At 70.7% G+C, this 20,419-nt stretch carries 20 protein-coding genes; 10 read left to right on the top strand and 10 right to left on the bottom strand.

What is annotated here, in order from left to right; genetic code table 11:
• The first annotated feature begins 4 nt into the window (after nt 1-4).
• The 4 genes from QM788_RS03345 to QM788_RS03330 all read left to right on the top strand — a co-directional run bounded on the left by QM788_RS03345 (nt 5) and on the right by QM788_RS03330 (nt 4,276).
• Complete coding sequence (locus QM788_RS03345; protein ID WP_415660042.1) at nt 5-298, top strand: hypothetical protein; 294 nt, start codon at nt 5-7, stop codon at nt 296-298.
• 32 nt (nt 299-330) lie between these two features.
• Nucleotides 331-1,338 (top strand): homoserine kinase, encoded by a 1,008-nt coding sequence (locus QM788_RS03340; RefSeq protein ID WP_415660041.1) that lies wholly within the window; start codon nt 331-333, stop codon nt 1,336-1,338.
• A 2-nt stretch (nt 1,339-1,340) separates the two neighbouring features.
• Nucleotides 1,341-2,159, top strand: a complete 819-nt coding sequence (locus QM788_RS03335) for a BPSS1780 family membrane protein (protein WP_415660040.1) — start codon at nt 1,341-1,343, stop codon at nt 2,157-2,159.
• Between the two features lie 137 nt (nt 2,160-2,296).
• Entirely contained in the window at nt 2,297-4,276 is a 1,980-nt protein-coding gene (locus QM788_RS03330; protein ID WP_415660039.1) for a PhoX family protein, read from the top strand.
• On the opposite strand, the gene QM788_RS03325 is transcribed toward QM788_RS03330, so the two are convergent.
• Nucleotides 4,273-4,692 (bottom strand): PaaI family thioesterase, encoded by a 420-nt coding sequence (locus QM788_RS03325; protein WP_415660038.1) that lies wholly within the window; start codon nt 4,690-4,692, stop codon nt 4,273-4,275. The two genes, QM788_RS03330 and QM788_RS03325, sit on opposite strands and share 4 nt — an antisense overlap.
• Nucleotides 4,693-4,865: 173 nt before the next feature.
• Here QM788_RS03325 and QM788_RS03320 point away from each other — a divergent pair, with 173 nt between their 5' ends.
• Nucleotides 4,866-5,078, top strand: a complete 213-nt coding sequence (locus QM788_RS03320) for a hypothetical protein (protein ID WP_415660037.1) — start codon at nt 4,866-4,868, stop codon at nt 5,076-5,078.
• The gene (locus QM788_RS03315; protein ID WP_415660036.1) at nt 5,075-5,368 is read left to right on the top strand and encodes a type II toxin-antitoxin system RelE/ParE family toxin; all 294 of its coding nucleotides are present in this window, start codon (nt 5,075-5,077) and stop codon (nt 5,366-5,368) included. The genes QM788_RS03320 and QM788_RS03315 overlap by 4 nt, the downstream gene beginning before the upstream one ends.
• On the opposite strand, the gene QM788_RS03310 is transcribed toward QM788_RS03315, so the two are convergent.
• Nucleotides 5,369-7,732: a UvrD-helicase domain-containing protein gene (locus tag QM788_RS03310; RefSeq protein ID WP_415660035.1), complete on the bottom strand. Its 2,364-nt coding sequence runs from the start codon at nt 7,730-7,732 to the stop codon at nt 5,369-5,371.
• A 169-nt stretch (nt 7,733-7,901) separates the two neighbouring features.
• Between QM788_RS03310 and QM788_RS03305 the strand changes: the two genes are divergently transcribed.
• The 3 genes from QM788_RS03305 to QM788_RS03295 are packed head-to-tail and all read left to right on the top strand — an operon-like array spanning nt 7,902 to nt 9,818.
• Entirely contained in the window at nt 7,902-8,639 is a 738-nt protein-coding gene (locus tag QM788_RS03305) for a YdiY family protein (protein ID WP_415660034.1), read from the top strand.
• Nucleotides 8,640-8,670: 31 nt separating this feature from the next.
• Nucleotides 8,671-9,081 (top strand): YchJ family protein, encoded by a 411-nt coding sequence (locus QM788_RS03300; protein WP_415660033.1) that lies wholly within the window; start codon nt 8,671-8,673, stop codon nt 9,079-9,081.
• Nucleotides 9,078-9,818, top strand: a complete 741-nt coding sequence (locus QM788_RS03295; protein WP_415660032.1) for a pseudouridine synthase — start codon at nt 9,078-9,080, stop codon at nt 9,816-9,818. The genes QM788_RS03300 and QM788_RS03295 overlap by 4 nt, the downstream gene beginning before the upstream one ends.
• Here the strand turns inward: QM788_RS03295 and QM788_RS03290 are convergent.
• From QM788_RS03290 to QM788_RS03280, 3 genes are all read right to left on the bottom strand, one after another.
• Nucleotides 9,765-10,576 (bottom strand): IS5 family transposase gene (locus QM788_RS03290; protein WP_415659607.1). Its coding sequence is split into 2 segments (ribosomal slippage): nt 9,765-10,246 and nt 10,246-10,576, totalling 813 coding nucleotides; the frame shifts between segments, so codons are not numbered across the junction. The two genes, QM788_RS03295 and QM788_RS03290, sit on opposite strands and share 54 nt — an antisense overlap.
• A 118-nt stretch (nt 10,577-10,694) precedes the next feature.
• Nucleotides 10,695-12,161 carry a methyl-accepting chemotaxis protein gene (locus QM788_RS03285; protein ID WP_415660031.1) on the bottom strand — a complete coding sequence of 489 codons (1,467 nt, stop codon included), beginning with the start codon at nt 12,159-12,161 and terminating at the stop codon, nt 10,695-10,697.
• Nucleotides 12,162-12,305: 144 nt separating this feature from the next.
• Nucleotides 12,306-14,261, bottom strand: coding sequence for a CocE/NonD family hydrolase (locus QM788_RS03280; protein WP_415660030.1), 1,956 nt, complete (start codon nt 14,259-14,261; stop codon nt 12,306-12,308).
• Between the two features lie 89 nt (nt 14,262-14,350).
• On the opposite strand from QM788_RS03280, the gene rarD reads away from it, so the two are divergent.
• On the top strand, nt 14,351-15,247 hold the full coding sequence (gene rarD, locus QM788_RS03275; protein WP_415660029.1) for an EamA family transporter RarD: 897 nt from the start codon (nt 14,351-14,353) through the stop codon (nt 15,245-15,247).
• On the opposite strand, the gene ahpF is transcribed toward rarD, so the two are convergent.
• The 5 genes from ahpF to QM788_RS03250 form a co-directional block, all read right to left on the bottom strand.
• The gene (gene ahpF / locus QM788_RS03270) at nt 15,229-16,782 is read right to left on the bottom strand and encodes an alkyl hydroperoxide reductase subunit F (protein WP_415660028.1); all 1,554 of its coding nucleotides are present in this window, start codon (nt 16,780-16,782) and stop codon (nt 15,229-15,231) included. The two genes, rarD and ahpF, sit on opposite strands and share 19 nt — an antisense overlap.
• 132 nt (nt 16,783-16,914) lie before the next feature.
• A complete protein-coding gene (gene ahpC / locus QM788_RS03265) occupies nt 16,915-17,478 on the bottom strand; it encodes an alkyl hydroperoxide reductase subunit C (protein ID WP_415660027.1) in 564 nt (187 codons plus the stop codon).
• Between the two features lie 99 nt (nt 17,479-17,577).
• On the bottom strand, nt 17,578-18,747 hold the full coding sequence (locus QM788_RS03260) for a DegT/DnrJ/EryC1/StrS family aminotransferase (protein ID WP_415660026.1): 1,170 nt from the start codon (nt 18,745-18,747) through the stop codon (nt 17,578-17,580).
• Nucleotides 18,748-19,335, bottom strand: a complete 588-nt coding sequence (locus QM788_RS03255; protein ID WP_415660025.1) for an acyltransferase — start codon at nt 19,333-19,335, stop codon at nt 18,748-18,750.
• Nucleotides 19,336-19,337: 2 nt separating this feature from the next.
• Nucleotides 19,338-20,408 carry a Gfo/Idh/MocA family protein gene (locus QM788_RS03250; protein WP_415660024.1) on the bottom strand — a complete coding sequence of 357 codons (1,071 nt, stop codon included), beginning with the start codon at nt 20,406-20,408 and terminating at the stop codon, nt 19,338-19,340.
• Between the last annotated feature and the right edge of the window lie 11 nt (nt 20,409-20,419).

The following is a 20,419-nucleotide window of genomic DNA, read 5'->3' as shown; positions in this document are numbered from 1 at the left end:
CATCATGCTTCGCCCCGCCGCCCTCCTGCTGCTTGCCGCCACCGCGACCGGTGCCCTCGCCGCGCCGCCGCCCGAACCCAAGGTCGAGCGCACCGTGGCGGAGGACGACCAGGTCCGCATCGAGGAGCTGAAGGTGCGCGGCGAGGCCAAGAAGGTCACGGTCAGGAACAAGCTCGCCCGGGCGCCGGACTACGAGATCGTCGTCAACGACGCGGGCCGCGAGTCCGCCGGCGGCACCGGCAACGGCCTGAGCAAGAGCGGCTCGGGCTCGCGGGTCTGGCGAGTCCTCAACTTCTGACCGCGCGCGGCCCCGCGCCGCCGCCTGCACCCATGGCCGTTTTCACCGAAGTCAGCCCCGCGCAGGCCCAAGCCCTGCTGAACCACCTGAAGCTGGGCGAGCTCGCGTCGCTGCGCGGCATCGGCGCCGGCATCGAGAACACCAACTACTTCGTCGACTGCACCCAGGGCGGCCACCTGCACCGCTACGTGCTGACGCTGTTCGAGCGGCTGACGGCCGAGCAGTTGCCGTTCTACCTGCGGCTGATGCAGCACCTGGCCCGGCGCGGCGTGCCGGTGCCGGAGCCGCACGCGGACGCGGCGGGCGAGATCCTGTTCGAGGTGGCCGGCAAGCCGGCCGCCATCGTCGACCGGCTGCACGGCGGCCACCAGCTCGCGCCGGACGCCTTCCACTGCGATCAGGTGGGCGCCACGCTGGCGCGCATGCACCTGGCCGGCCGCGACTTCCCGCTGCAGCAGCCCAACCTGCGCGGCCTGCCCTGGTGGCGCGAGGTCGTGCCGCAGCTGCTGCCCTTGCTGGCGCCGGCGCAGGCCGAGCTGCTGGAGGGCGAGCTGGCCTACCAGGAGCAACTGGCCGCGTCGCCCGGCTACGCGGAACTGGCCGCGCGGTACGCCGGCCCCATCCACGCCGACCTGTTCCGCGACAACGTGATGTTCGAGCCCGGCGAGGGCCCGGGCCGCGAGCGGCTGACCGGCTTCTTCGACTTCTACTTCGCCGGCTGCGACACTTGGCTGTTCGACTTGGCCGTGTGCCTGAACGACTGGTGCATCGACCTGGCCACCGGCCGCCTCGCGGAGGAGCGCGCGCGCGTGTTCGTGGCCGCCTACGAGCGGGTGCGGCCGCTGTCCGGCGTCGAGCACCGGCTGCTGCCGGCGCTGCTGCGCGCGGCGGCGCTGCGCTTCTGGGTGTCGCGCCTGTTCGACCTGCACCTGCCGCGCGAGGCCAGCCTGCTGAAGGCGCACGACCCCGGCCACTTCGAGCGCGTGCTGCGCGAGCGCGTCGCCCGGCCCTGGCATGCGATGAAGGAAGACCTCGCATGACCATGCAGCTCCACCTCCAGGACGTGCCGGCCCGCAACGGCCGGCTGTGGATCCGCCACGGCTTCAAGGTGTTCCAGCGCCAGCCGCTGGCGCTGGCCGGGCTGTTCGGGCTGTTCCTGTTCGCCGGCTTCGTCGCCATGATGCTGCCCGGCATCGGCCTGGCGCTGACGATGGCCGCCATCCCGCTGCTGTCGCTGGGCTTCATGCTGGCCACCCACCTGGTGCTGCAGAAGAAGACGCCGACCGCCGCCGTCTTCCTCGCGCCGCTGAAGCTCACGCCCGAGCGGCGCCGCAGCCAGCTGCTGCTGTGCGCCGGCTACGCGGGCGCGGTGCTGCTGATCGGCCTGCTGTCCGACTGGGCCGACGGCGGCAGCACGCGCGACCTGCAGCAGCTCGTGGCCGACAACGCCGACAGCGAGGCCATCGCCCAGGCCGCGCTGGACCCGCGCCTGTTCTGGGGCCTGGCCACGCGGCTGGGCCTGCTGGCGCTGCTGGCCGTGCCCTACTGGCACGCCCCGGCGCTGGTGCACTGGGGCGGCCAGGGCGTCGCGCAGGCGCTGTTCTCCAGCACGCTGGCGGTGTGGCGCAACAAGGCCGCGTTCGCGCTGAACGCGCTGCTGTGGGGCGCGCTGCTGATGGCGGTGGGCAGCGGGGTCAGCCTGGTCTTCGGCCTGCTGGGCGCGCCGCAGGTGGCGCCCATGGTGCTGATGGGCACGGGCCTGCTGCTGACCACGGTGTTCTACGCCTCGCTGTACTTCAGCTTCGTCGACTGCTTCATGTTCGGCGCGCCGCAGACCCTGCTCGACGAGAAGCAGGCCTGACGCCACCGTCGGTGGACGGCGGCCGCGCTTTCACGCGGCTGACATGCAGGCTTCCTACATTGCGCGGCTCGTGCCGGGCAGGCGTGCAACCTCGCGCGATGCCCGGTTGTGCAGCCTTCTTCTGTAGCAGTCGCCAAATGTCCGAAACCCTGAATCGCCGCCATGCCCTGAAGTTCATGGGCGCTCCCCTGATGCTGCCCATCGCTGGAACCGTGGGCGGCACCACCGTCGCCAGCCTGCTGACCGGCTGCGGCGGCGGCAGCGACGACGACGCCAAGCCCGTCGCCAGCTACGCGTCCGCCAGCTTCGTGGCCATGGCCGCGCCCAGCCTGAGCGCGCCGGCCGACATGGCCAGGACCCTCGTCAACTCGACGCTGATGGTCAAGTTCAGCGACGACAGCACCCAGGGCTTCTCGCTGGCCTATGCCCCCTTCTTCACGACCGGCGACCTGGTGCCCGACGGCAAGGGCGGCACGCTGCTGGCAGGCGGCTATGTCGACTTCGCCGGCAAGCCCATCGTCGACGGCACCGTCGCCGGCAAGGAGCGCCAGTTCTTCAGCGACTCGCCGGACGGCACTTCCCTGCTCAAGCTCGACAACCCGGCCGTCAGCGGTGTCAAGGGCAATGCCGTCTTCGCCGTCGTGCAGTTCGAATACACGACCTGGGCCCAGGACGGCAAGACCGACATGTACGGCAAGCTGCCCTCGCCCATCGCCGTGCTGACGCTGGACCAGGACCCCGCCACCGGCCGCCTCTCCCTCGTCAAGTACCACAACGTCGACACCTCGCCCGCCATGGGCCTGTGGATCACCTGCGGCTCCAGCCTCTCGCCCTGGGGCACCCACCTGTCCAGCGAGGAATACGAGCCCGACGCCTTCACCATCGCCTCGAACACGATGTTCAAGGACTACAGCCGCAACCTCTTCGGCGACGAGGCCAAGGCCAACCCCTACCACTACGGCCATCTGCCCGAAGTGACCGTCAACCCCGACGGCACGGGCACGATCAAGAAGCACTACTGCCTGGGCCGCATCTCGCACGAGCTGATCCAGGTCATGCCCGACAACCGTACCGCCATCATGGGCGACGACGCGACCAACGGCGGCTTCTTCATGTTCGTGGCCGACAAGGAGAAGGACCTCTCCGCCGGCACGCTCTACGTCGCCAAGTTCGGCGCCGGCTTCTCGCTGGACACGGCCGCCGCCGGCGCGCCCATCGCCTGGATCAAGCTCGGCTCGGCCACCAGCGCCGAGATCAAGGCCCTGGCCGACACGCTGAAGGCCGCCGACATCATGGACGTGGCCACCGCCGACCCGGCCGACGCCAGCTTCACCAAGATCTGGTTCGGTGGCAAGCCGCAGTGGGTGCGCGTGAAGGCCGGCATGGACAAGGCGGCCGCCTTCCTGGAGACCCACCGCTACGCCGCGCTCAAGGGCGGCTCGATGGCCTTCACGAAGATGGAAGGCACGACCGTCAACGCCAAGGACAAGATCGCCTACTCGGCGCTGCAGAACATGCAGAGCTCCATGGTCAAGGGCAACGCCGCCTGGAACGCCGACTACAACATCGGCATCGACAAGGCGCTGAACGCCGGCGGCGTGCTGGCCCACACGCTGGGCGGCGGCCAGAAGGACAGCACCGGCGCCGCCATCAACAGCGATTGGGCGCCTTCGCTGACCAGGACCCTGCTGATCGGCGAGGACCTCGCCGCGGCCGACGCGCTGGGCAACCTCGCCCACCCCGACAAGATCGGCGCACCCGACAACCTGAAGTTCTCGGAGAAGCTGCGCACCCTCTTCATCGGCGAGGACAGCAGCTACCACGTCAACAACTTCGTCTGGGCCTACAACGTCGACACCAAGGTGCTGAGCCGCCTGGTGTCCATGCCCTCCGGCGCCGAAGCGACCGGCCTGGGCGTCGTCGACGACCTGAACGGCTGGACCTACATCACCAGCAACTTCCAGCACCCCGGCGACTGGGGCACGCCGCTGCACAACGTCGTCAAGGCCACGCTGGATCCGCTGGTGCGCGCCAACTACAAGGACCGCTTCGGCGCCCAGGTCGGCTATCTGACGGGCGCCGCCAGCAGCATCAACCTGGCGAAGAAGCCGGTCTAACGCTTCGGGATCGAGTACGTGCCGGTGGCGTGGGCGACCGGCTCGTCCTCCCCCTCGGAGTAGATGTAGACCTCGCCCACCGCCAGGGCCTTGCCCAGCTTCAGCAGCCGGCAGCGCGCCACCACGCGCCGGTCGGCGCGCGGCTTGCGCAGGAAGTTGATGGACAGGTTCGTCGTCACCGCCAGCGGCACGATGCCGATGCGCGCCAGGATGGCGATGTAGAGGGCTACGTCGGCCAGCGTCATCATGACCGGGCCAGACACCGTGCCGCCGGGGCGCAGCTCGCGCTCGCCCACCGGATGGGCGACGACGACGCTGCCGTCCTCGTCCACCTCCTCCAGCGTGCAGAGGTTCTGCGGGAACTCGGCCTTCAGGAAGGCCACCAGCTCCGCTTGTGAGGGGCGGCGTTCGGTCATGGCGAAAGGAAATGCGAAGAGGGTGCCGGGGAGCCTAGCACCGCCCCGGAATCGATCCATGAACCTTGGTGGCCGGGGCTTCGCCGGTTTCATCCCCGAGCTCCACGAGCGCTAGGGGAAGGACGATGCGGCGGCTTGTGGCAAGCTATCGGCCTGCAGGCCCTGGAGTTGTCATGGACACCACTTTTGAAACGCTGGAAGCCGAGGTGCTGAAGCTGCCCTCGGCACAGCGCGCCAAGCTGCTTGACCGCGTGGTGGCCAGCCTCGACGCCGACGCCGCGCGCGATGCGGCCTGGGACGACATTGCGGCCCGGCGCGAGGCGGAATCTGTCCAGTTCGAACCGCTGGAGGACGTGCTGGCGCGCCTGCGCGACGAGCGCGCGTGAACCGTTCCATTCATCGCCTGGCCGCCGAAGAACTGGCGGCCGCCTTTCGCTTCTACCGACGTGAAGCCGGCCTCGGCATTGCACAGCGCTTTCTTGACGAATTCGAGCGCGTCGCCCGGCTCATCGACCACCAGCCTGAACTGGGCACGCCGGCAAGCGATGGCCGGCGCACCTATCCGCTGCACGACTTTCCCTATTCGGTGATCTACGCCAGCGGCCCCTCCGGGCTGCGCATCCTCGTCGTGCGGCACCAGCATCGCGATCCGGCGCACGGCGACGGCCGGCGCTGATCAATCGATCGGCGTCAGCTTCGCCACCGACAGCGCCAGCCACTTCGTGCCGTGCCGGCCGAAGTTCACCTGCGCGCGCGCGTCGGCGCCCGTGCCCTCCAGCGTCAGCAGCACGCCTTCGCCGAACTTGGTGTGGAAGACACCCTTGCCGACGCGCAGGCCGCCGAACTCGTTCGACACCTTCTGCCGCATGGCCGCCGGCACCGGCGGCTCGACCCACGCGGCCTTCTCCACGCGGCCCGCGCCGACCATGCCCTTCAGGCCGGAGCCGCGCTCCCAGGCCTGCTGGTACTCGCGCGCGTAGCCCGAGCCGAAGCCCTGGTTACGCGGCGTCAGCCACTTCAGCGCGTCCTCGGGCAGCTCGTCGAAGAAGCGGCTCTTCACGTGGTAGCGCGTCTGGCCGTGCAGCATGCGCGTCTGGCAGAAGCTCAAGCTGAGCTTCTGGCGCGCGCGCGTGATGGCCACGTACATGAGCCGGCGCTCCTCCTCGAGCCCGTCGTGGTCGGACATCGCGTTCTCGTGCGGGAACAGGCCCTCTTCCAGCCCGGTGATGAACACCGCGTCGAACTCCAGGCCCTTGGCCGAGTGCACCGTCATCAGCTGCACCGCGTCCTGGCCGGCCTGGGCCTGGTTGTCGCCCGCCTCCAGCGAGGCGTGCGTCAGGAAGGCGCACAGCGGCGACATGATCTCGCCGGTCTCGGCATCGGGCACCGCGCCGGGCCGGCCCGGCTCGGCCACCTGGCCCACCTCGCCCACCGGCAGCCCGACGGCGTCCTTGCCGAAGCCCTCCTGCATGACGAAGGCCTCGGCCGCGTTGATCAGTTCGTCCAGGTTCTCCAGCCGCTCGGCGCCGTCCTTGTCGGTGCGGTAGAAGTCCAGCAGCCCGGACGTCTCCAGCACCTGCTCGATGATCTCGCGCAGCGTCATGCGCTGCGTGAGGTTGCGCGTGGAGTCGATGAGGTTCGTGAACGCCAGCAGGTTGGCGCCGCCCTTGCCGGGGATGGCGCCGACGCTCTGGTAGAGGCTGCGGCCGCTGGCCTTGGCCGCGTCCTGCAGGTTCTCCAGCGTCTTGGCGCCGATGCCGCGGGTCGGGAAGTTGACGACGCGCAGGAAGCTCGTGTCGTCGTTCGGGTTCTCCAGCAGGCGCAGGTAGGCCAGCGCATGCTTCACCTCGGCGCGCTCGAAGAAGCGCAGGCCGCCGTAGACGCGGTACGGGATGCCCGCGTTGAACAGCGCCGACTCGATGACCCGCGACTGCGCATTGCTGCGGTAGAGCACCGCGATCTGCTGCCGATCCAGCCCGCCGCGGTGCAGCCCCTGGATCTCCTCGATCAGCCACTGCGCCTCGGCGAAGTCGCTGGGCGACTCCTGCACGCGGATGGGCTCGCCGGGGCCGGCATCGGTGCGCAGCGTCTTGCCCAGGCGCTGCGTGTTGCGGCTGATGAGTTCGTTGGCCGCGTCGAGGATGTGGCCGAAGCTGCGGTAGTTCTGCTCCAGCTTGATGACGCGCCTGACGCGGTATTCGCGCTCGAAGTCCGCCATGTTGCCGACGCGCGCGCCGCGGAAGGCGTAGATGCTCTGGTCGTCGTCGCCGACCGCCAGCAGGCTCTGGCCGGTGCCGGCGCCCGGCGGGCAGAACATCTTCAGCCACGCGTACTGCAGCTTGTTGGTGTCCTGGAACTCGTCGACCAGGATGTGGCGGAAGCGCTGCTGGTAGTGCTCGCGCACGGCCGGGTGGTCGCGCAGCAGCTCGTAGCTGCGCAGCATCAGCTCGGCGAAGTCCACCACGCCCTCGCGCTGGCACTGGTCCTCGTAGTTGGCGTAGATCTCGACGAGCTTGCGGGTCTGCTCGTCGCGCGCCTCCACGTCGCCCGGGCGCAGGCCGTCCTCCTTGCAGCCGGCGATGAACCAGCCCACCTGCTTGGGCACGAAGCGCTCCTCGTCCAGTTGCATCGCCTTGATGACGCGCTTGACGGCCGAGGTGGTGTCGCTCGCGTCCAGGATCTGGAAGGCCTGCGGCAAGTTCGCCAGCTTCCAGTGCGCGCGCAGGAAGCGGTTGCACAGGCCGTGGAAGGTGCCGATCCACATGCCGCGCACATTGAACGGCAGCATCGTCGACAGCCGCGCCAGCATCTCCTTGGCGGCCTTGTTCGTGAAGGTCACGGCCATCACGCCGCCGGGGCTGACCTGGCCGGTGTTCAGCAGCCAGGCGATGCGCGTGGTCAGCACGCGGGTCTTGCCGGAGCCGGCGCCGGCCAGGATCAGCGCCGGCGCCGGCTCGGCCGTCACGGCGGCGAGCTGTTCGGGGTTGAGGTTGCGGAGCAGGGGGCTGTGCTGGGCGGCGGCGTCTGGCGCGGGATTCATCACGGCATTCTAGGGAGCGCCCCTCCCACGCCCCTAGGCCGCCCTGTTTCACAACTTTACTAGGTGGAAACCCTATATTGCGGCGCAACATGGCACCATGCGGCCCCGCCGAGCCGGCCGGCCAAGCCGCCGGGCTCGTTTCCTTCCCGCATTTCCCAGGAGGCCCTCCATGACCCGATTCACCCTCGCCCTCGGCACCGCCGCGCTCGCCCTCGCCTCCCAGGCCGCGCTGGCCCAGGACAAGGCCGACGGCCTGTGGCACGGCGGCGTCAGCGTCGGCGGCGCCTTCTCCAGCGGCAACAACGACAGCCGCACGCTCGCAGCCAACGCCGACGCCAGCCGCGTCACCGCCCAGGACAAGATCAGCCTCTACGGCATCGCCAACTACGGCCGCAACGAGGTGGACGGCGTCAAGACGACCACCGCCGACCTGCTGCGCCTGGGCGGCCGCTACGACTTCAACCTCGGCCCGCAGTGGTTCTCCTTCGGCGCCGCCGAGGGCGAAACCAACAAGGTCGGCGGCGTGCGCGACCGCTACAACCTCAGCGGCGGCGTCGGCTACCACCTGCTGAAGAACGACACCCACAGCTGGGACGTGTTCGGCGGTGTCGGCTATACCGACACCCGCTTCACCGACCACAGCAGGGTCCACGGCGCCCAGGCCCTGCTCGGCGAGGAATCCGGCCACAAGCTCAGCGACACGACGACGCTGAAGCAGCGCCTCGTCTACTACCCCGGCGGCGGCGACCTCGGCAGCCGCGCCACCTTCGACGCCAGCCTCGCCACGCAGGTCAGCGGCGGCTGGACGCTCAACACCGGCCTGTCCAGCCGCTACGCCAGCCGCGTGCCCGCGGGCACGAAGAAGACCGACAACCTGCTGACCGTCGGCTTCGGCTACAAGTTCTGAGCTCCGGCATCGTGCGGCATCATCGCGCCGCATGAACCCCCATCCCTCGTCCGGCCCCTGCCCCTGCGGCACGGGCCGGCCCTACGCCGGCTGCTGCGGCGCGCTGCACGCCGCCCACGCGGCCGGCCAGGGCCTGACGGCCGCCACGCCCGAGGCGCTGATGCGCTCGCGCTACGCCGCCTTCGTGCTCGACCTTCGCCCCTACCTGCTCGCCAGCTGGCACGCCAGCACCCGCCCCGCCGCGCTGGCGCCGCCCGAGCCCGGCCTGAAGTGGCTGGGCCTGGCCGTCAAACACAGCGCGATGCAAGGTACCGACCACGGCACGGTCGAATTCGTCGCCCGCAGCAAACTCGCCGGCCGCGCCCACCGGCTGCGCGAAACGAGCCGCTTCGTGCGCGAACACGGCGCATGGTTCTACGTGGACGGCGACCTCGAAAATTGACTCTGACCCCAATTTATCGGGACGAGCACCTCGTCGTGATCGACAAGCCGGCGGGCCTGCTGGTGCACCGCACCCAGCTCGCGGCGCACGAGAGCGAGGCCGCGCTGCAACTGCTGCGCGACCAGCTCGGCCGGCCGGTCTGGCCCGCGCACCGGCTGGACCGGGGCACCTCGGGCCTGCTGCTGTTCGCGCTGTCGGCCGAGATGGCCGCCCTGCTCGGCGCGATGTTCGAGCAGGGCTCGATGCAGAAGCGCTACCTCGCGCTGGTGCGCGGCTGGCCGCGCGAGGACGCCGGCCTCATCGACCACCCGCTGGCCCGCGACCCCGAACTGCCCTCGGCCGGCCAGCCGTTGCTGGATGCGCAGACCCGCTGGCGCGTGCTCGAACGCCGCGAATGGCCTCTCGCCACCGACCCGCGCTTCGCCACCACCCGCGTCGCGCTGCTGGAGGCCGAGCCGCTGCAGGGCCGCCGCCACCAGATCCGCCGCCACCTGAAGCACCTCGCCCACCCCATCCTTGGCGACGCGACGCACGGCAAGGGCCCGCTGAACCGCGCCGTCGCCGCCCACCTCGGCGTGCAGCGGCTGTGGCTGCATGCGCAGCGGCTGGCCTTCCGCCACCCGCTGCTCGGCACGGCGCTGGCACTGGAGGCCGCGCCCGGCGCCGAGTGGGGTTTAGAGCGGCTAACAAAACTGAATCAATGCTCGCACGCAGATGACGCTGCACGCCAGGGATAGCAAGGCCACATGGGTATGAACGCTTCGCTCGAAACGCACGCGCAGCTTGCCGAAGGCGGCCAGCCAAGCATGCGTGCGTTCGACGACCCAGCGATGGCACCCGAGTCGGTCGTTGCGCTCGATACCCCTGCGGGCGATCCGATCCTGGATGCCTCGGCGCTTGAGGTGCTCCCGACAGCGTGCAAAGTCGTAGCCCTTGTCCGCGTGCAGCTTGTCGGGCCAGCGGCGCGGCTTTCCACGCTTTCCTCGCACATCGGGCAAGGCATCGATCAACTGCTCGAAGACCACCGAGTCGTGGCGGTTGGCTCCGGTCACGCAGAACATCAGCGGGATGCCCTGGCGGTCCGTGATGATGTGACGTTTGCTGCCGAGTTTTCCTCTGTCCGTGGGGTTGGGGCCAGTGTGCGAGCCCCCCGGGGGCTGGGCACGCTGGCCCCGTCCAGGCTGGCTCGGCTGAAGTCCAGCCGCCCGGCGCTACGCAGTTCGGCCAACAACAGCATATGCAATTGGTGCCACACACCGGCATCCTGCCATTGGCGCAGTCGCCGCCAGCAGGTCATGCCACTGCCGAAGCCCAGTTCCTGGGGCAACTCTTCCCAGGGGATGCCGGTGCGCAGCACGAACAGGATGCCGTTCAGAGCCATCTCGTCGCTCACCCGTGGACGACCGCCCTTGACCGAGGGCACGAATACCGGCAGCAGTGGCTCAATCTTCTTGAACAGCGCCGCGCTGATTTCCTTGTTCTTGGTTCGACCCATGTACCGTCAAACGCACTTCAACCGCCTGACGATGACAGGGTTGTGTTAGCCGCTCTTAAGGCGACGCTGAACCAGTCCCTCGCGCGCAGCGCATCGCGGGGACTGGCTCCGCGTCGCCTCAACCCGCCCGCGTCTGGAACACGCTGACCTCGTCGGCCAGCCGCTGCGCCTGGTCGCGCAGGCTTTCCGCCGCGGCGGCCGACTGCTCGACCAGCGCCGCGTTCTGCTGCGTCACCTGGTCGAGCTGGCCGACGGTCTGGTTCACGCGGGCGATGCCCTCGCTCTGCTCGCCGGCCGAGCGGGCGATGTCGCCGATCAGGTCCGCCACCTGCTGGGCCGCGCACTCGATCTCGCGCATCGCGTCGCCGGCCTGGCCCGCCAGGCCCGCGCCGGCCGCCGCCTGCTCGCTGGACGCCGCGATCAGCCCCTTGATGTCGCGCGCCGCCTCGGCCGAGCGCTGGGCCAGCCCGCGCACCTCGGACGCGACGACGGCGAAGCCCTTGCCCTGCTCGCCCGCCCGCGCCGCCTCCACCGCCGCGTTCAGCGCCAGGATGTTGGTCTGGAAGGCGATGGAGTCGATCAGCCCGGTGATGTCCGCGATGCGCCCCGCGCTCGCGTTGATGGCGCCCATCGTCGTCGCCATCTGGCCGACGACGCCCGAGCCGCGCGAGGCGGCGCCGGCCGCGCCGCTGGCCAGCGCGTGGGCGCGGCGCGCGGCGTCGGCGGTCTGGCCGACGGCCTGGGTCAGCGCGTCCATCGACGAGGCGGTGGACTGCAGGCTGGCCGCCGTGCGCTCGGTGCGTTCCGACAGGTCCTGGTTGCCCGCGGCGATCTCGGCGCTGGCGCCGTCGATGCTGCGCGCCGCCGCCTGCACCTGGCGCACGACGCCGTGGATGCGCTCCACCGCGCCGCCCAGCAGCCCGGCCGCGCCCTCGGCCTCGCCCATCCGCCCGGCATCGAGGTTGATGCGCTCGCGGGCCGTCAGATGCTCGACCATGCGCACCAGCGCCGACTGTTCGACGGCGCTGCGGTACATCTGCACCGCGATCAGCATCTCGAAGCCCGCCTGCGCGACGACGTAGCCGGCATGCACCAGCACGCGCGGGAAGCCGGGGTCGGCCAGGCAGTACACGCCGACGCCGGCCGCCTGCAGCCGGTCGAACAGCACGTGGTGGACGGCGATGACCGCCGCCCCGGTCAGCACCGGCGCCCAGTGCCGGTAGGCGAGCAGGAAGGCCAGCGTGACGAACACGCCGAAGTGGAACTCGATCATCCCGCGCGCCAGCTGGATGTGCAGCGCCACCTGGGCCATCGCCACCACGGCCATCACCTGGGCCGCCAGCATCGTGCCGCCGGCCAGCAGGTGCGCGCCGCAGGCGATGCCGAACAGCAGCAGGCTGCCGCCCAGCGCCAGGCCGACACCGCCGAATTGCAGGCCCAGGCCGAACGCCACCGCCACGCACAAGCCCATGCAGGCCAGCATCAGCCGGTCCGCCTCGCGCCAGGACAGCTGGCGTGCGCTGGCCCGCTCGTCGGCGGCCGGCACGGCTGGGCGCCAGGAGGCTTGCAGGGTGGCCGATGGCATGGGCGGGTCTCCTCGTCAGGGTGATCCGGTCGATGCTAGCCCGGCGCACGCCGGCCCCGCCGCCTCGGCGGCGGCGTGACCGTGCAGTAGTCGGCGGAAGCCGGTCCGGCGCGGCCGGGGCCGGTCAGCGCGACGGCTGGAGCGTCAGCGCAACGGCTGAAGCACGCGCAGCTCCAGCCCCGAGGGCTGGTCCTGCCAGCGGTAGAGCCGCTGCGTCGCGGCCCGGAAGTCCTCGGGCTTCGCGCTGCGGATGGGCACGAAGGTCTGCGGGTTGCGGTCGATCAGCGGGAACCAGCTGCTCTGCAGCTGCACCATGATGCGGTGGCCGCGGCGGAAGGCGTGGTTCACGTCGGGCAGCGTCACGCGCAGCTCCTCCACCCGGCCCGGCACCATCGCCTCGGGCCGCTCGAAGCCGTGGCGGAAGCGCCCGCGCAGCGGCTCGCCGCGCACCAGCTGCTGCATGCCGGCCAACGGGCTGGCGGGCAGGCCGGCGTCTTCGCCGCGCGGGCGGCGCGGGCCGGGCTCCGCAGGCTCGTCGAGTTCGTTGGGGTAGACGTCGATCAGCTTGACGACCCAGTCCGCGTCGCTGCCGCTGGTGGCGACGAACAGCCGCGCGGTGATCGGGCCGACGACGGTCAGGTCCTCTTCGAGCACCTCGCTGCGGTAGGTCAGCACGTCGGGCCGGGTCGCGGCGAAGCGCTGGTCGCCGACCATGTACTCCTGCGGCACGCCCAGCGCCGTGTAGCCGACGAAAGGCACCGGCTTGGCCGGGTCGGCGACCCAGGCGTCGGACTCGGGCTGCGCGGCCTCGGGCGGCGTGAACGCGAGCCGGCCGCCGGGCGCGAAGTAGAGCGTGCGCGGCTGCGCCTCCTGGGGCGGCCAGGCGTCGTAGCGGCGCCAGACGTTGCTGCCCGTCTCGAACACCGTGGCCTTGGCAAGGGGTGCCTTGGGCATGTTGGGCGCCTTCACCTCACCGTCGGCGCGCAGGTGCTGCTCGAAGAAGGGCAGCAGCACGTCGCGCTGGAACTGCTCGGACGTGGCCTGCCGGAAGTCCACGCGGCCGAGTTGCCGGCCCGGGCCGCGCAGCCAGCCGCCATGTACCCAGGGGCCCATGACCAGGCGGTTGTCGGTGGCGGGGCTCTGGCGGCCGATGGCGCGGTGGATGGCGAGCGGGCCGGCGAGGTCCTCGGCGTCGAACCAGCCGCCCACGGTCAGCACGGCGGCGCGGATGTTCTTCAGGTGCGGCGTGATCGCGCGGGCGCGCCAGAACTCGTCGTAGCGGTCGTGCTGGATCTGGACGTCGAAGTAAGGGTTGGCGCCGAGGCGGGCGGCCATCGCGTCGAGGTTGGGGAACTGCAGGAAGAACTCGTAGCCGTCCGGCGTGCCGTAGTCGAACTCGGGCCACTGCTTCGGCGGCAGCACCGGCGTGCGCTGCGGCTTGAAGCCGCTGTAGAAGCCGAAGTTGGCGGCCAGCATGAAGGCGCCGCCGTGGTAGCTGTCGTCGCCCATGAAAAGGTCGGCGATCGGCGCCTGCGGCGACGCGGCCTTGATGGCCGGGTGCGAGTCGATGATGGAGGCCGCCGTGTAGAAGCCGGGGTAGGAAATGCCCCAGAGCCCGACGCGGCCGTTGTGGCCGGGCAGGTGGTCGATCAGCCACTGCACGCTGTCGTGCGTGTCGCTGCTTTCGTCCACGTCGGCGGGCGTGCGCTTGGCGGCCCGGTGCGGCGTCATCTCGATCCAGTCGCCCTCGGACTGGTGGCGCCCGCGCACGTCCTGGCAGACGACGATGTAGCCGGCCTTCAGGAAATCGTCGTTGGGCGCGGCGCGGCGGATGCCGTCGCGGTCCACGCCGTAGGGGCCGCAGCCATAGGGCGTGCGCGTCATCAGCAGCGGGTAGCGGCGGCTGGCGTCCTTGGGCACGTAGACGGCGGTGAAGAGCCGCTTGCCGTCGCGCACCGGGATGCGGTATTCGTACTTGGTGTAGTGCTCGCGCGGCTCGTAGGCGGGCGGCTTGGGCGGCGCGTCGGCGGGTTCGGCGGCGTTGGCCGCCACGCAGAAGGCGCAGAGGGCGGCCAGCGCCGCGCAGGTCGGTTTCAGCATCGCCGCATCATGGCAGCGCCGCCGCGCGCGGCCAGTGCCGAAAGCCCTGCCCGCGCGGCCCGCCGGGGCGGCCGCCGACAATGCCGGCGATGAACCCCGGCATCCTCTACGCCCTCGGCGCCTACCTGAGCTGGGGGCTGTTCCCGCTCTATTTCCGCCAGATCGCGGCCGTCCCGGCGCTGCAGATCGTGGCGCACCGGACGCTGTGGTCGCTGGCCTTCGTGGCCGGGGTGCTGCTGGTGACGCGCAACCTGCGCTGGCTGCGCGGCGTGGACGCCGCGACGTGGCGGCGCTTCGCGCTGTCGGCGCTGCTGATCGCTATCAACTGGCTGACCTACGTCTGGGCCGTCGGCCACGGCCACGTCATCGACGCGAGCCTGGGCTATTTCATCAACCCGCTGGTCAACGTGGCGCTGGGCTATGCGGTGCTGCACGAGCGGCCGCGCCCGCTGCAATGGCTGGCCGTGGGGCTGGCGGCCTTCGGCGTGCTGTGGCTGACGCTGGCCGGCGGGCGCCTGCCCTGGGTGGCGCTGGTGCTGGCACTGAGCTTCGGCGTCTACGGCCTGATGCGCAAGACCGCCGCGCTCGGCGCCATCGAGGGCCTGACGCTGGAGACGCTGATCCTCGCGCCGCTGGCCGGCGCGGGCCTGGCGTGGTGGTGGCAGGCGGGCAAGCTGGCCGGGCAGACGGCGGCGGACTGGGCCTGGCTGGTCGGCACCGGGCCGGTGACGGCCGGCGCGCTGCTGCTGTTCGCGGCCGGCGCGCGGCGCATCCCGCTGGCGACGCTGGGCGTGGTGCAGTACGCGTCGCCTTCGCTGCAGTTCCTGCTCGGCGTGTTCCTGTTCCACGAGCCGATGGACGCGAACCGCCTCGTCGCCTTCGGCTGCATCTGGGGCGCGCTGGCGGTCTACAGCGCGGAGGGCCTGTGGCGGGCCCGCCGCGCGGCGGGCCCTTCAGGAACAGCTCCTCAGTGCCGGACCAGGTAGTCGAACGCGCCCAGCGCGGCCTTCGCGCCGTCGCCGGCGGCGATGACGATCTGCTTGAACGGTACCGTCGTCGCGTCCCCCGCCGCGAACACGCCGGGCACCGAGGTGGCGCCCCGGGCGTCCACGACGATCTCGCCGTGCCGGCTCAGCTCCAGCGTGCCGCGCAGCCATTCGGTGTTCGGCACGAGGCCGATCTGCACGAAGCAGCCGTCCACCTCGACACGCCGGGCCTCGCCGGACGCGCGGTCGGTGTAGCTCAGCGCGGCCAGCTTGCCGTCCACGCCGATGAACTCGGTGGTCTGCGCGTTCCTGATGATGGTCACGTTGGGCAGGCTCTCCAGCTTGCGGACCAGCACCGCGTCGGCGCGCAGCTCGGGCGCGAACTCCAGCAGCGTGACGTGCTTGACGATGCCCGCCAGGTCGATCGCGGCCTCGACGCCCGAGTTGCCGCCGCCGATGACGGCGACCGGCTTGCCCTTGAACAGCGGGCCGTCGCAGTGCGGGCAGTAGGCCACGCCCTTGTTGCGGTACTCGGCCTCGCCGGGCACGCCGACGTTGCGCCAGCGCGCGCCGGTGGAGAGGATGACGGTCCGGCCCTTCAGCGTCGCGCCGTTGGCGAGCTTGACCTGGATCAGGCCGCCCGGCTGCTCGGCCGGGACCAGGCCTTCCGCGCGCTGCAGGTTGTGGATGTCCACGGCGTAGTCCTTCACATGCGCTTCGAGCGCGGCGACGAACTTCGGGCCCTCGGTGTGCGAGACGGTGACGTAGTTCTCGATGCCCAGCGTGTCGTTGACCTGGCCGCCGAAGCGCTCGGCCGCGATGCCGGTGCGGATGCCCTTGCGCGCCGCGTAGACGGCCGCCGCGCCACCGGCCGGGCCGCCGCCGATGATGAGCACGTCGTAGGGCACCTCGGCGTCGAGCTTCTTCGCGCCGCGCTCGGCCGCGCCGGTGTCGAGCTTGGCGACGATCTCCTCCAGCGTCATGCGGCCGGAGGCGAAGGGCTTGCCGTTCAGCCACACGGCCGGCACGGCCATGATGCCGCGGCCCTCGACCTCGTCCTGGTACAGGCCGCCGTCGATGATGGTGGCGCGGATGCGCGGGTTGCGGACGGCCATCAGCGACAGCGCCTGCACCACGTCCGGGCAGTTGTGGCAGGACAGGCTCATGTAGACCTCGAAGTCGAGGTCGGCGTCCAGCGCCTCGATGGCGTCCAGCGTGTCCTGCCCGGCCTTGGGCGGGTGGCCGCCCGTCCACAGCAGCGCCAGCACCAGCGACGTGAACTCGTGGCCCAGCGGGATGGCGGCGAAGCGCAGCACCGTGGCGCTGCCGGCGCGGCGCAGCAGGAAGCTGGGCCGGCGCGCGTCGTTGCCGTCGGTGTGCAGCGTGATCTTGTCGCTCATGCCGGCGATCTCGGCCAGCAGCTCGCGCATCTCGGCGGCGGCGGCCGAGTCGTCCAGCGTGGCGATGATGTCGAAGGGGAGCGTGACGCGCTCCAGGTAGGCCTGGAGCTGGGTCTTCAGGGCGGCGTCCAACATGGCGGGTTCCTTTCAGTGAGGCGTGGCGGGAGGGGCCACTGCTGAAAGCGTCCCCGGGTCGGAGGCCCTTTCAGCAGAGCCTGTGCTGCTCTGCGGGAGGAAGGAGCCCTCCCGGGCTCCTTGCCAGCGGCATCAGATCTTGCCGACGAGATCCAGCGACGGGGCGATGGTCTTCGCGCCTTCCTTCCACTTGGCCGGGCAGACCTGGCCGGGGTTGGCGGCGGTGTACTGGGCGGCCTTCAGCTTGCGCAGCGTCTCGGACACGTCGCGGGCGATTTCGTTGCTGTGGACTTCGGCGGTCTTGATGACGCCGTCCGGGTTGATGACGAAGGTGCCGCGCAGCGCCAGGCCCTCTTCAGGGATGTGCACGCCGAAGGCGTTGGTCAGCACGTGCGTCGGGTCGCCGACCAGCGGGAACTTGGCCTTGCCGACGGCCGGCGAGGTTTCGTGCCAGACCTTGTGCGAGAAGTGCGTGTCGGTCGTGACGATGTAGACCTCGGCGCCCAGCTTCTGGAACTCGGCGTAGTTGTCGGCGGCGTCTTCCACTTCCGTCGGGCAGTTGAAGGTGAAGGCGGCCGGCATGAAGATCAGCACGGACCACTTGCCCTTCAGGGATTCGTCGGTGACGGTGATGAACTTGCCGTTGTGGAAGGCTTCGGTCTTGAAGGGCTGGACTTGGGTGTTGATCAGGGACATGCGATCGCTCCGTGTCGGTGGTTGAAGGGATGGGCTGGACTATATAGAAAACCCGCAGCCGTTTGGAAAACTTAATCAAATCGCCATGATTGATAGCCTCTATCGACCCAGGGCCTGGGCGAGCGCGGCGACCACCTGGTCCTGCTGCGCGTCGCTGAGGTCGGCGCTCATCGGCAGGCTCATGACGCGCCGGGCCGCCGCGATGCTGTGCGGGCAGGCGTCGGGCCTGCCGTAGCGGGCATAGGCCGGCTGGTGGTGCAGCGGGCGCGGGTAGTGGACGGCGGTCGGGATGCCGGCCTGCTTCAGGCTGGCCTGCACGGCCTCGCGGCCGTCCACGAACACGGTGTACTGCGCCCAGACGCAGTCGCGGTCGGGCCGCACGGCCAGCAGCTGCAGGCCGGGCGCGGCGGCCTGCAGCTTGGCGCGGTAGGCCTCGCCCAGCGCCAGGCGCCGCTCGACCTCCCAGCCGAAGCGCTCCAGCTTGCCGAGCACGACGGCGCATTGCAGCGTGTCCATGCGCCCGCCCACGCCGATGCGGGTGTGCAGGTAGCGCTGGCTCTGGCCGTGGGTGCGGATCTCGCGGCAGGCCTGGGCCAGGCCGTCGTCGCTGGTGAAGACGGCGCCGCCGTCGCCGTAGCAGCCCAGCGGCTTGCTCGGGAAGAAGCTGGTGCAGCCGAAGGTGGAGAGGTTGCCGCTCTTCCTGCCGGCACGTCCGCCGCCGGGCCGCCCCAAGGCGGACGCGCCCTCTCGGGGGGCCGCCGGCGTGGGGGCGCCCCAATACGTGGCGCCGAAGCTCTGCGCCGCGTCCTCGATGACGGCCAGGCCGTGCCGGGCGGCGATGGCGTTGATGGCGTCCATGTCGGCCACCTGGCCATAGAGGCTCACCGGCATGATGGCCTTCGTGCGAGCGGTGATGGCAGCTTCGATCAGCGTCGCATCGATGTTGGCGGTGTCGGGCTCGATGTCCACGAACACCGGCACGCCGCCGGCCAGCACGATCATCTCGGCGGTGGCCGCGAAGGTGAAGGGGCTGGTGATGACCTCGTCGCCGGGCCGCAAGTCCAGCGCCATCAGGCAGATCAGCAGCGCCTCGGTGCCGCTGGCGACGCTGATGCAGTGCTTCGCGCCGGTGTAGGCCGCGAGCGCCGCCTCCATCTCCCGGACCTCGGGGCCGAGGATGTACTGGCCGTGGTCCAGCACGCGCTGGACGCGGGCGTTGATGTCGTCGCGCAGCGCGGCGTACTGGCTCTTGAGGTCGATGAAGTCCATTCAGTTCTCGATCAGTTGCAGTCGTCCGCCGCTGAGGCGGTAGCGGTCGCCGGTGTGGGGGCAGGCGGCGTCCAGCGGCTCGGCGCTGCGCAGCGGCAGCGCCAGGCGCTCGCCGAAGCGGCTCATCCAGCCGATCTGGCGCGCCGGCACGCCGGCCATCAGCGCGAAGTCCGGCACGTCGCGGTTGACGACGGCACCGGCGCCCACGAAGGCATAGCGCCCGACCGTCGTGCCGCAGACGAGGGTCGAGTTGGCCCCGAGCGTGGCGCCCCGCTTCACGAGCGTGCGGCGGTACTCGTCCTTGCGCGCGACGGCGGCGCGCGGGTTGTAGACGTTCGTGAAGACCATGCTCGGGCCGCAGAACACGTCGTCCTCCAGCGTCACCGCGTCGTAGACGGAGACGTTGTTCTGGATCTTGACGTTGTCGCCGATGCGCACGTCGTTGCCGACATAGACGTTCTGCCCGAAGGAGCAGCGCGCACCGATGCGCGCGCCGGCGCTGATGTGGACGAAGTGCCAGACGCGGCAGTCCGGGCCGAGCTGCGCGCCCTCGTCGACGATGGCGCTGGGGTGGATGGTGGTGGCCATGCTCAGTACGACAGCGGCAGGTTGACGCGCTGGCCGTCGCGCGCGCTCAGGTACATCGCGATCAGCAGCTCCAGCGACTTCAGGCCCTCGCGTCCGTCCGTCTCGGCCTCGGCCTCGCCGCGCAGCGTGCGGATGACATTGTCGTAGTACAGCGGGTGGCCGAAGCCGTAGACCGAGGTGGTCTGGTAGCTGGCGTCCCGGGTCAGCGCGTCCATCTCGTGCGGCGCGTCGAATTCCCAGTGCTGGATCTCGTTGACCGCCACGCCGCCGACGCGCACGGAGCCGCGCTCGCCCAGCAGCGTGATCGAGCCTTCGAGGTTCTTCGGGTAGGTCAGCATGCTGACGTTGACGGTCCCCATCGCGCCGTTGCGCCACTTCAGCGCCGCCACGCCGCTGTCCTCCACCTCGATGTGGCGCGCCAGCGTGCCGGTGTAGGCCATGACGCTCTCGACCGGGCCGACGATCCAGTCCAGCAGGTCGATGTAGTGGCTGGCCTGGTTCATGAACGCGCCGCCGTCGAACTCCCAGGTGCCGCGCCAGGCGGCGCTGTCGTAGTAGCCCTGCGGCCGCGTCCAGAACACGTTGACGGCGACGTTGTAGAGCCGCCCGAAGCGGCCCTCGGCCACCGCGCGCTTGAGCAGCTGCAGCGTCGGGTTGCGGCGGTTCTGCTTGACGACGAAGAGCTGCACGCCGGCGTCGTCGCAGGCCTTGACCATCGCCAGGCCGTCCTGCCAGCGCGTGGCCATGGGCTTCTCGGTCATCACGTGCAGGCCGGCCGCCGCCACCTCGATGGCCTGGCGCGGGTGCAGGCCGCTGGGCGTGGTGAGCACGACGCAATCGACGCCCAGCTCGGCCCGGGCCGCCAGCAGCCCGGCCAGCGACGCGAAGCCGCGCGCGCCGGTCTGGGCCACCGCCGCGGCCAGCCGCACCGGGTCCACGTCGGCCACCGCCACCAGCGCGGCGCGCTCGCCGTGCCGACGGATGGCCTCGAAATGGTTCTGCGCGATGCGGCCGCAGCCGATCAGCGCGAAGCGGACCGGGCGGCCCTGCACGGGGGGACGGGAAGTGGACATGGCGACTCGGG

It is taken from the genome of Roseateles sp. (genome assembly GCF_047654785.1).
Classification (GTDB): domain Bacteria; phylum Pseudomonadota; class Gammaproteobacteria; order Burkholderiales; family Burkholderiaceae_C; genus Pelomonas.
Note: the sequence above shows the minus strand (reverse complement) of the source record. Positions and strands in the feature narration are given on the sequence as shown.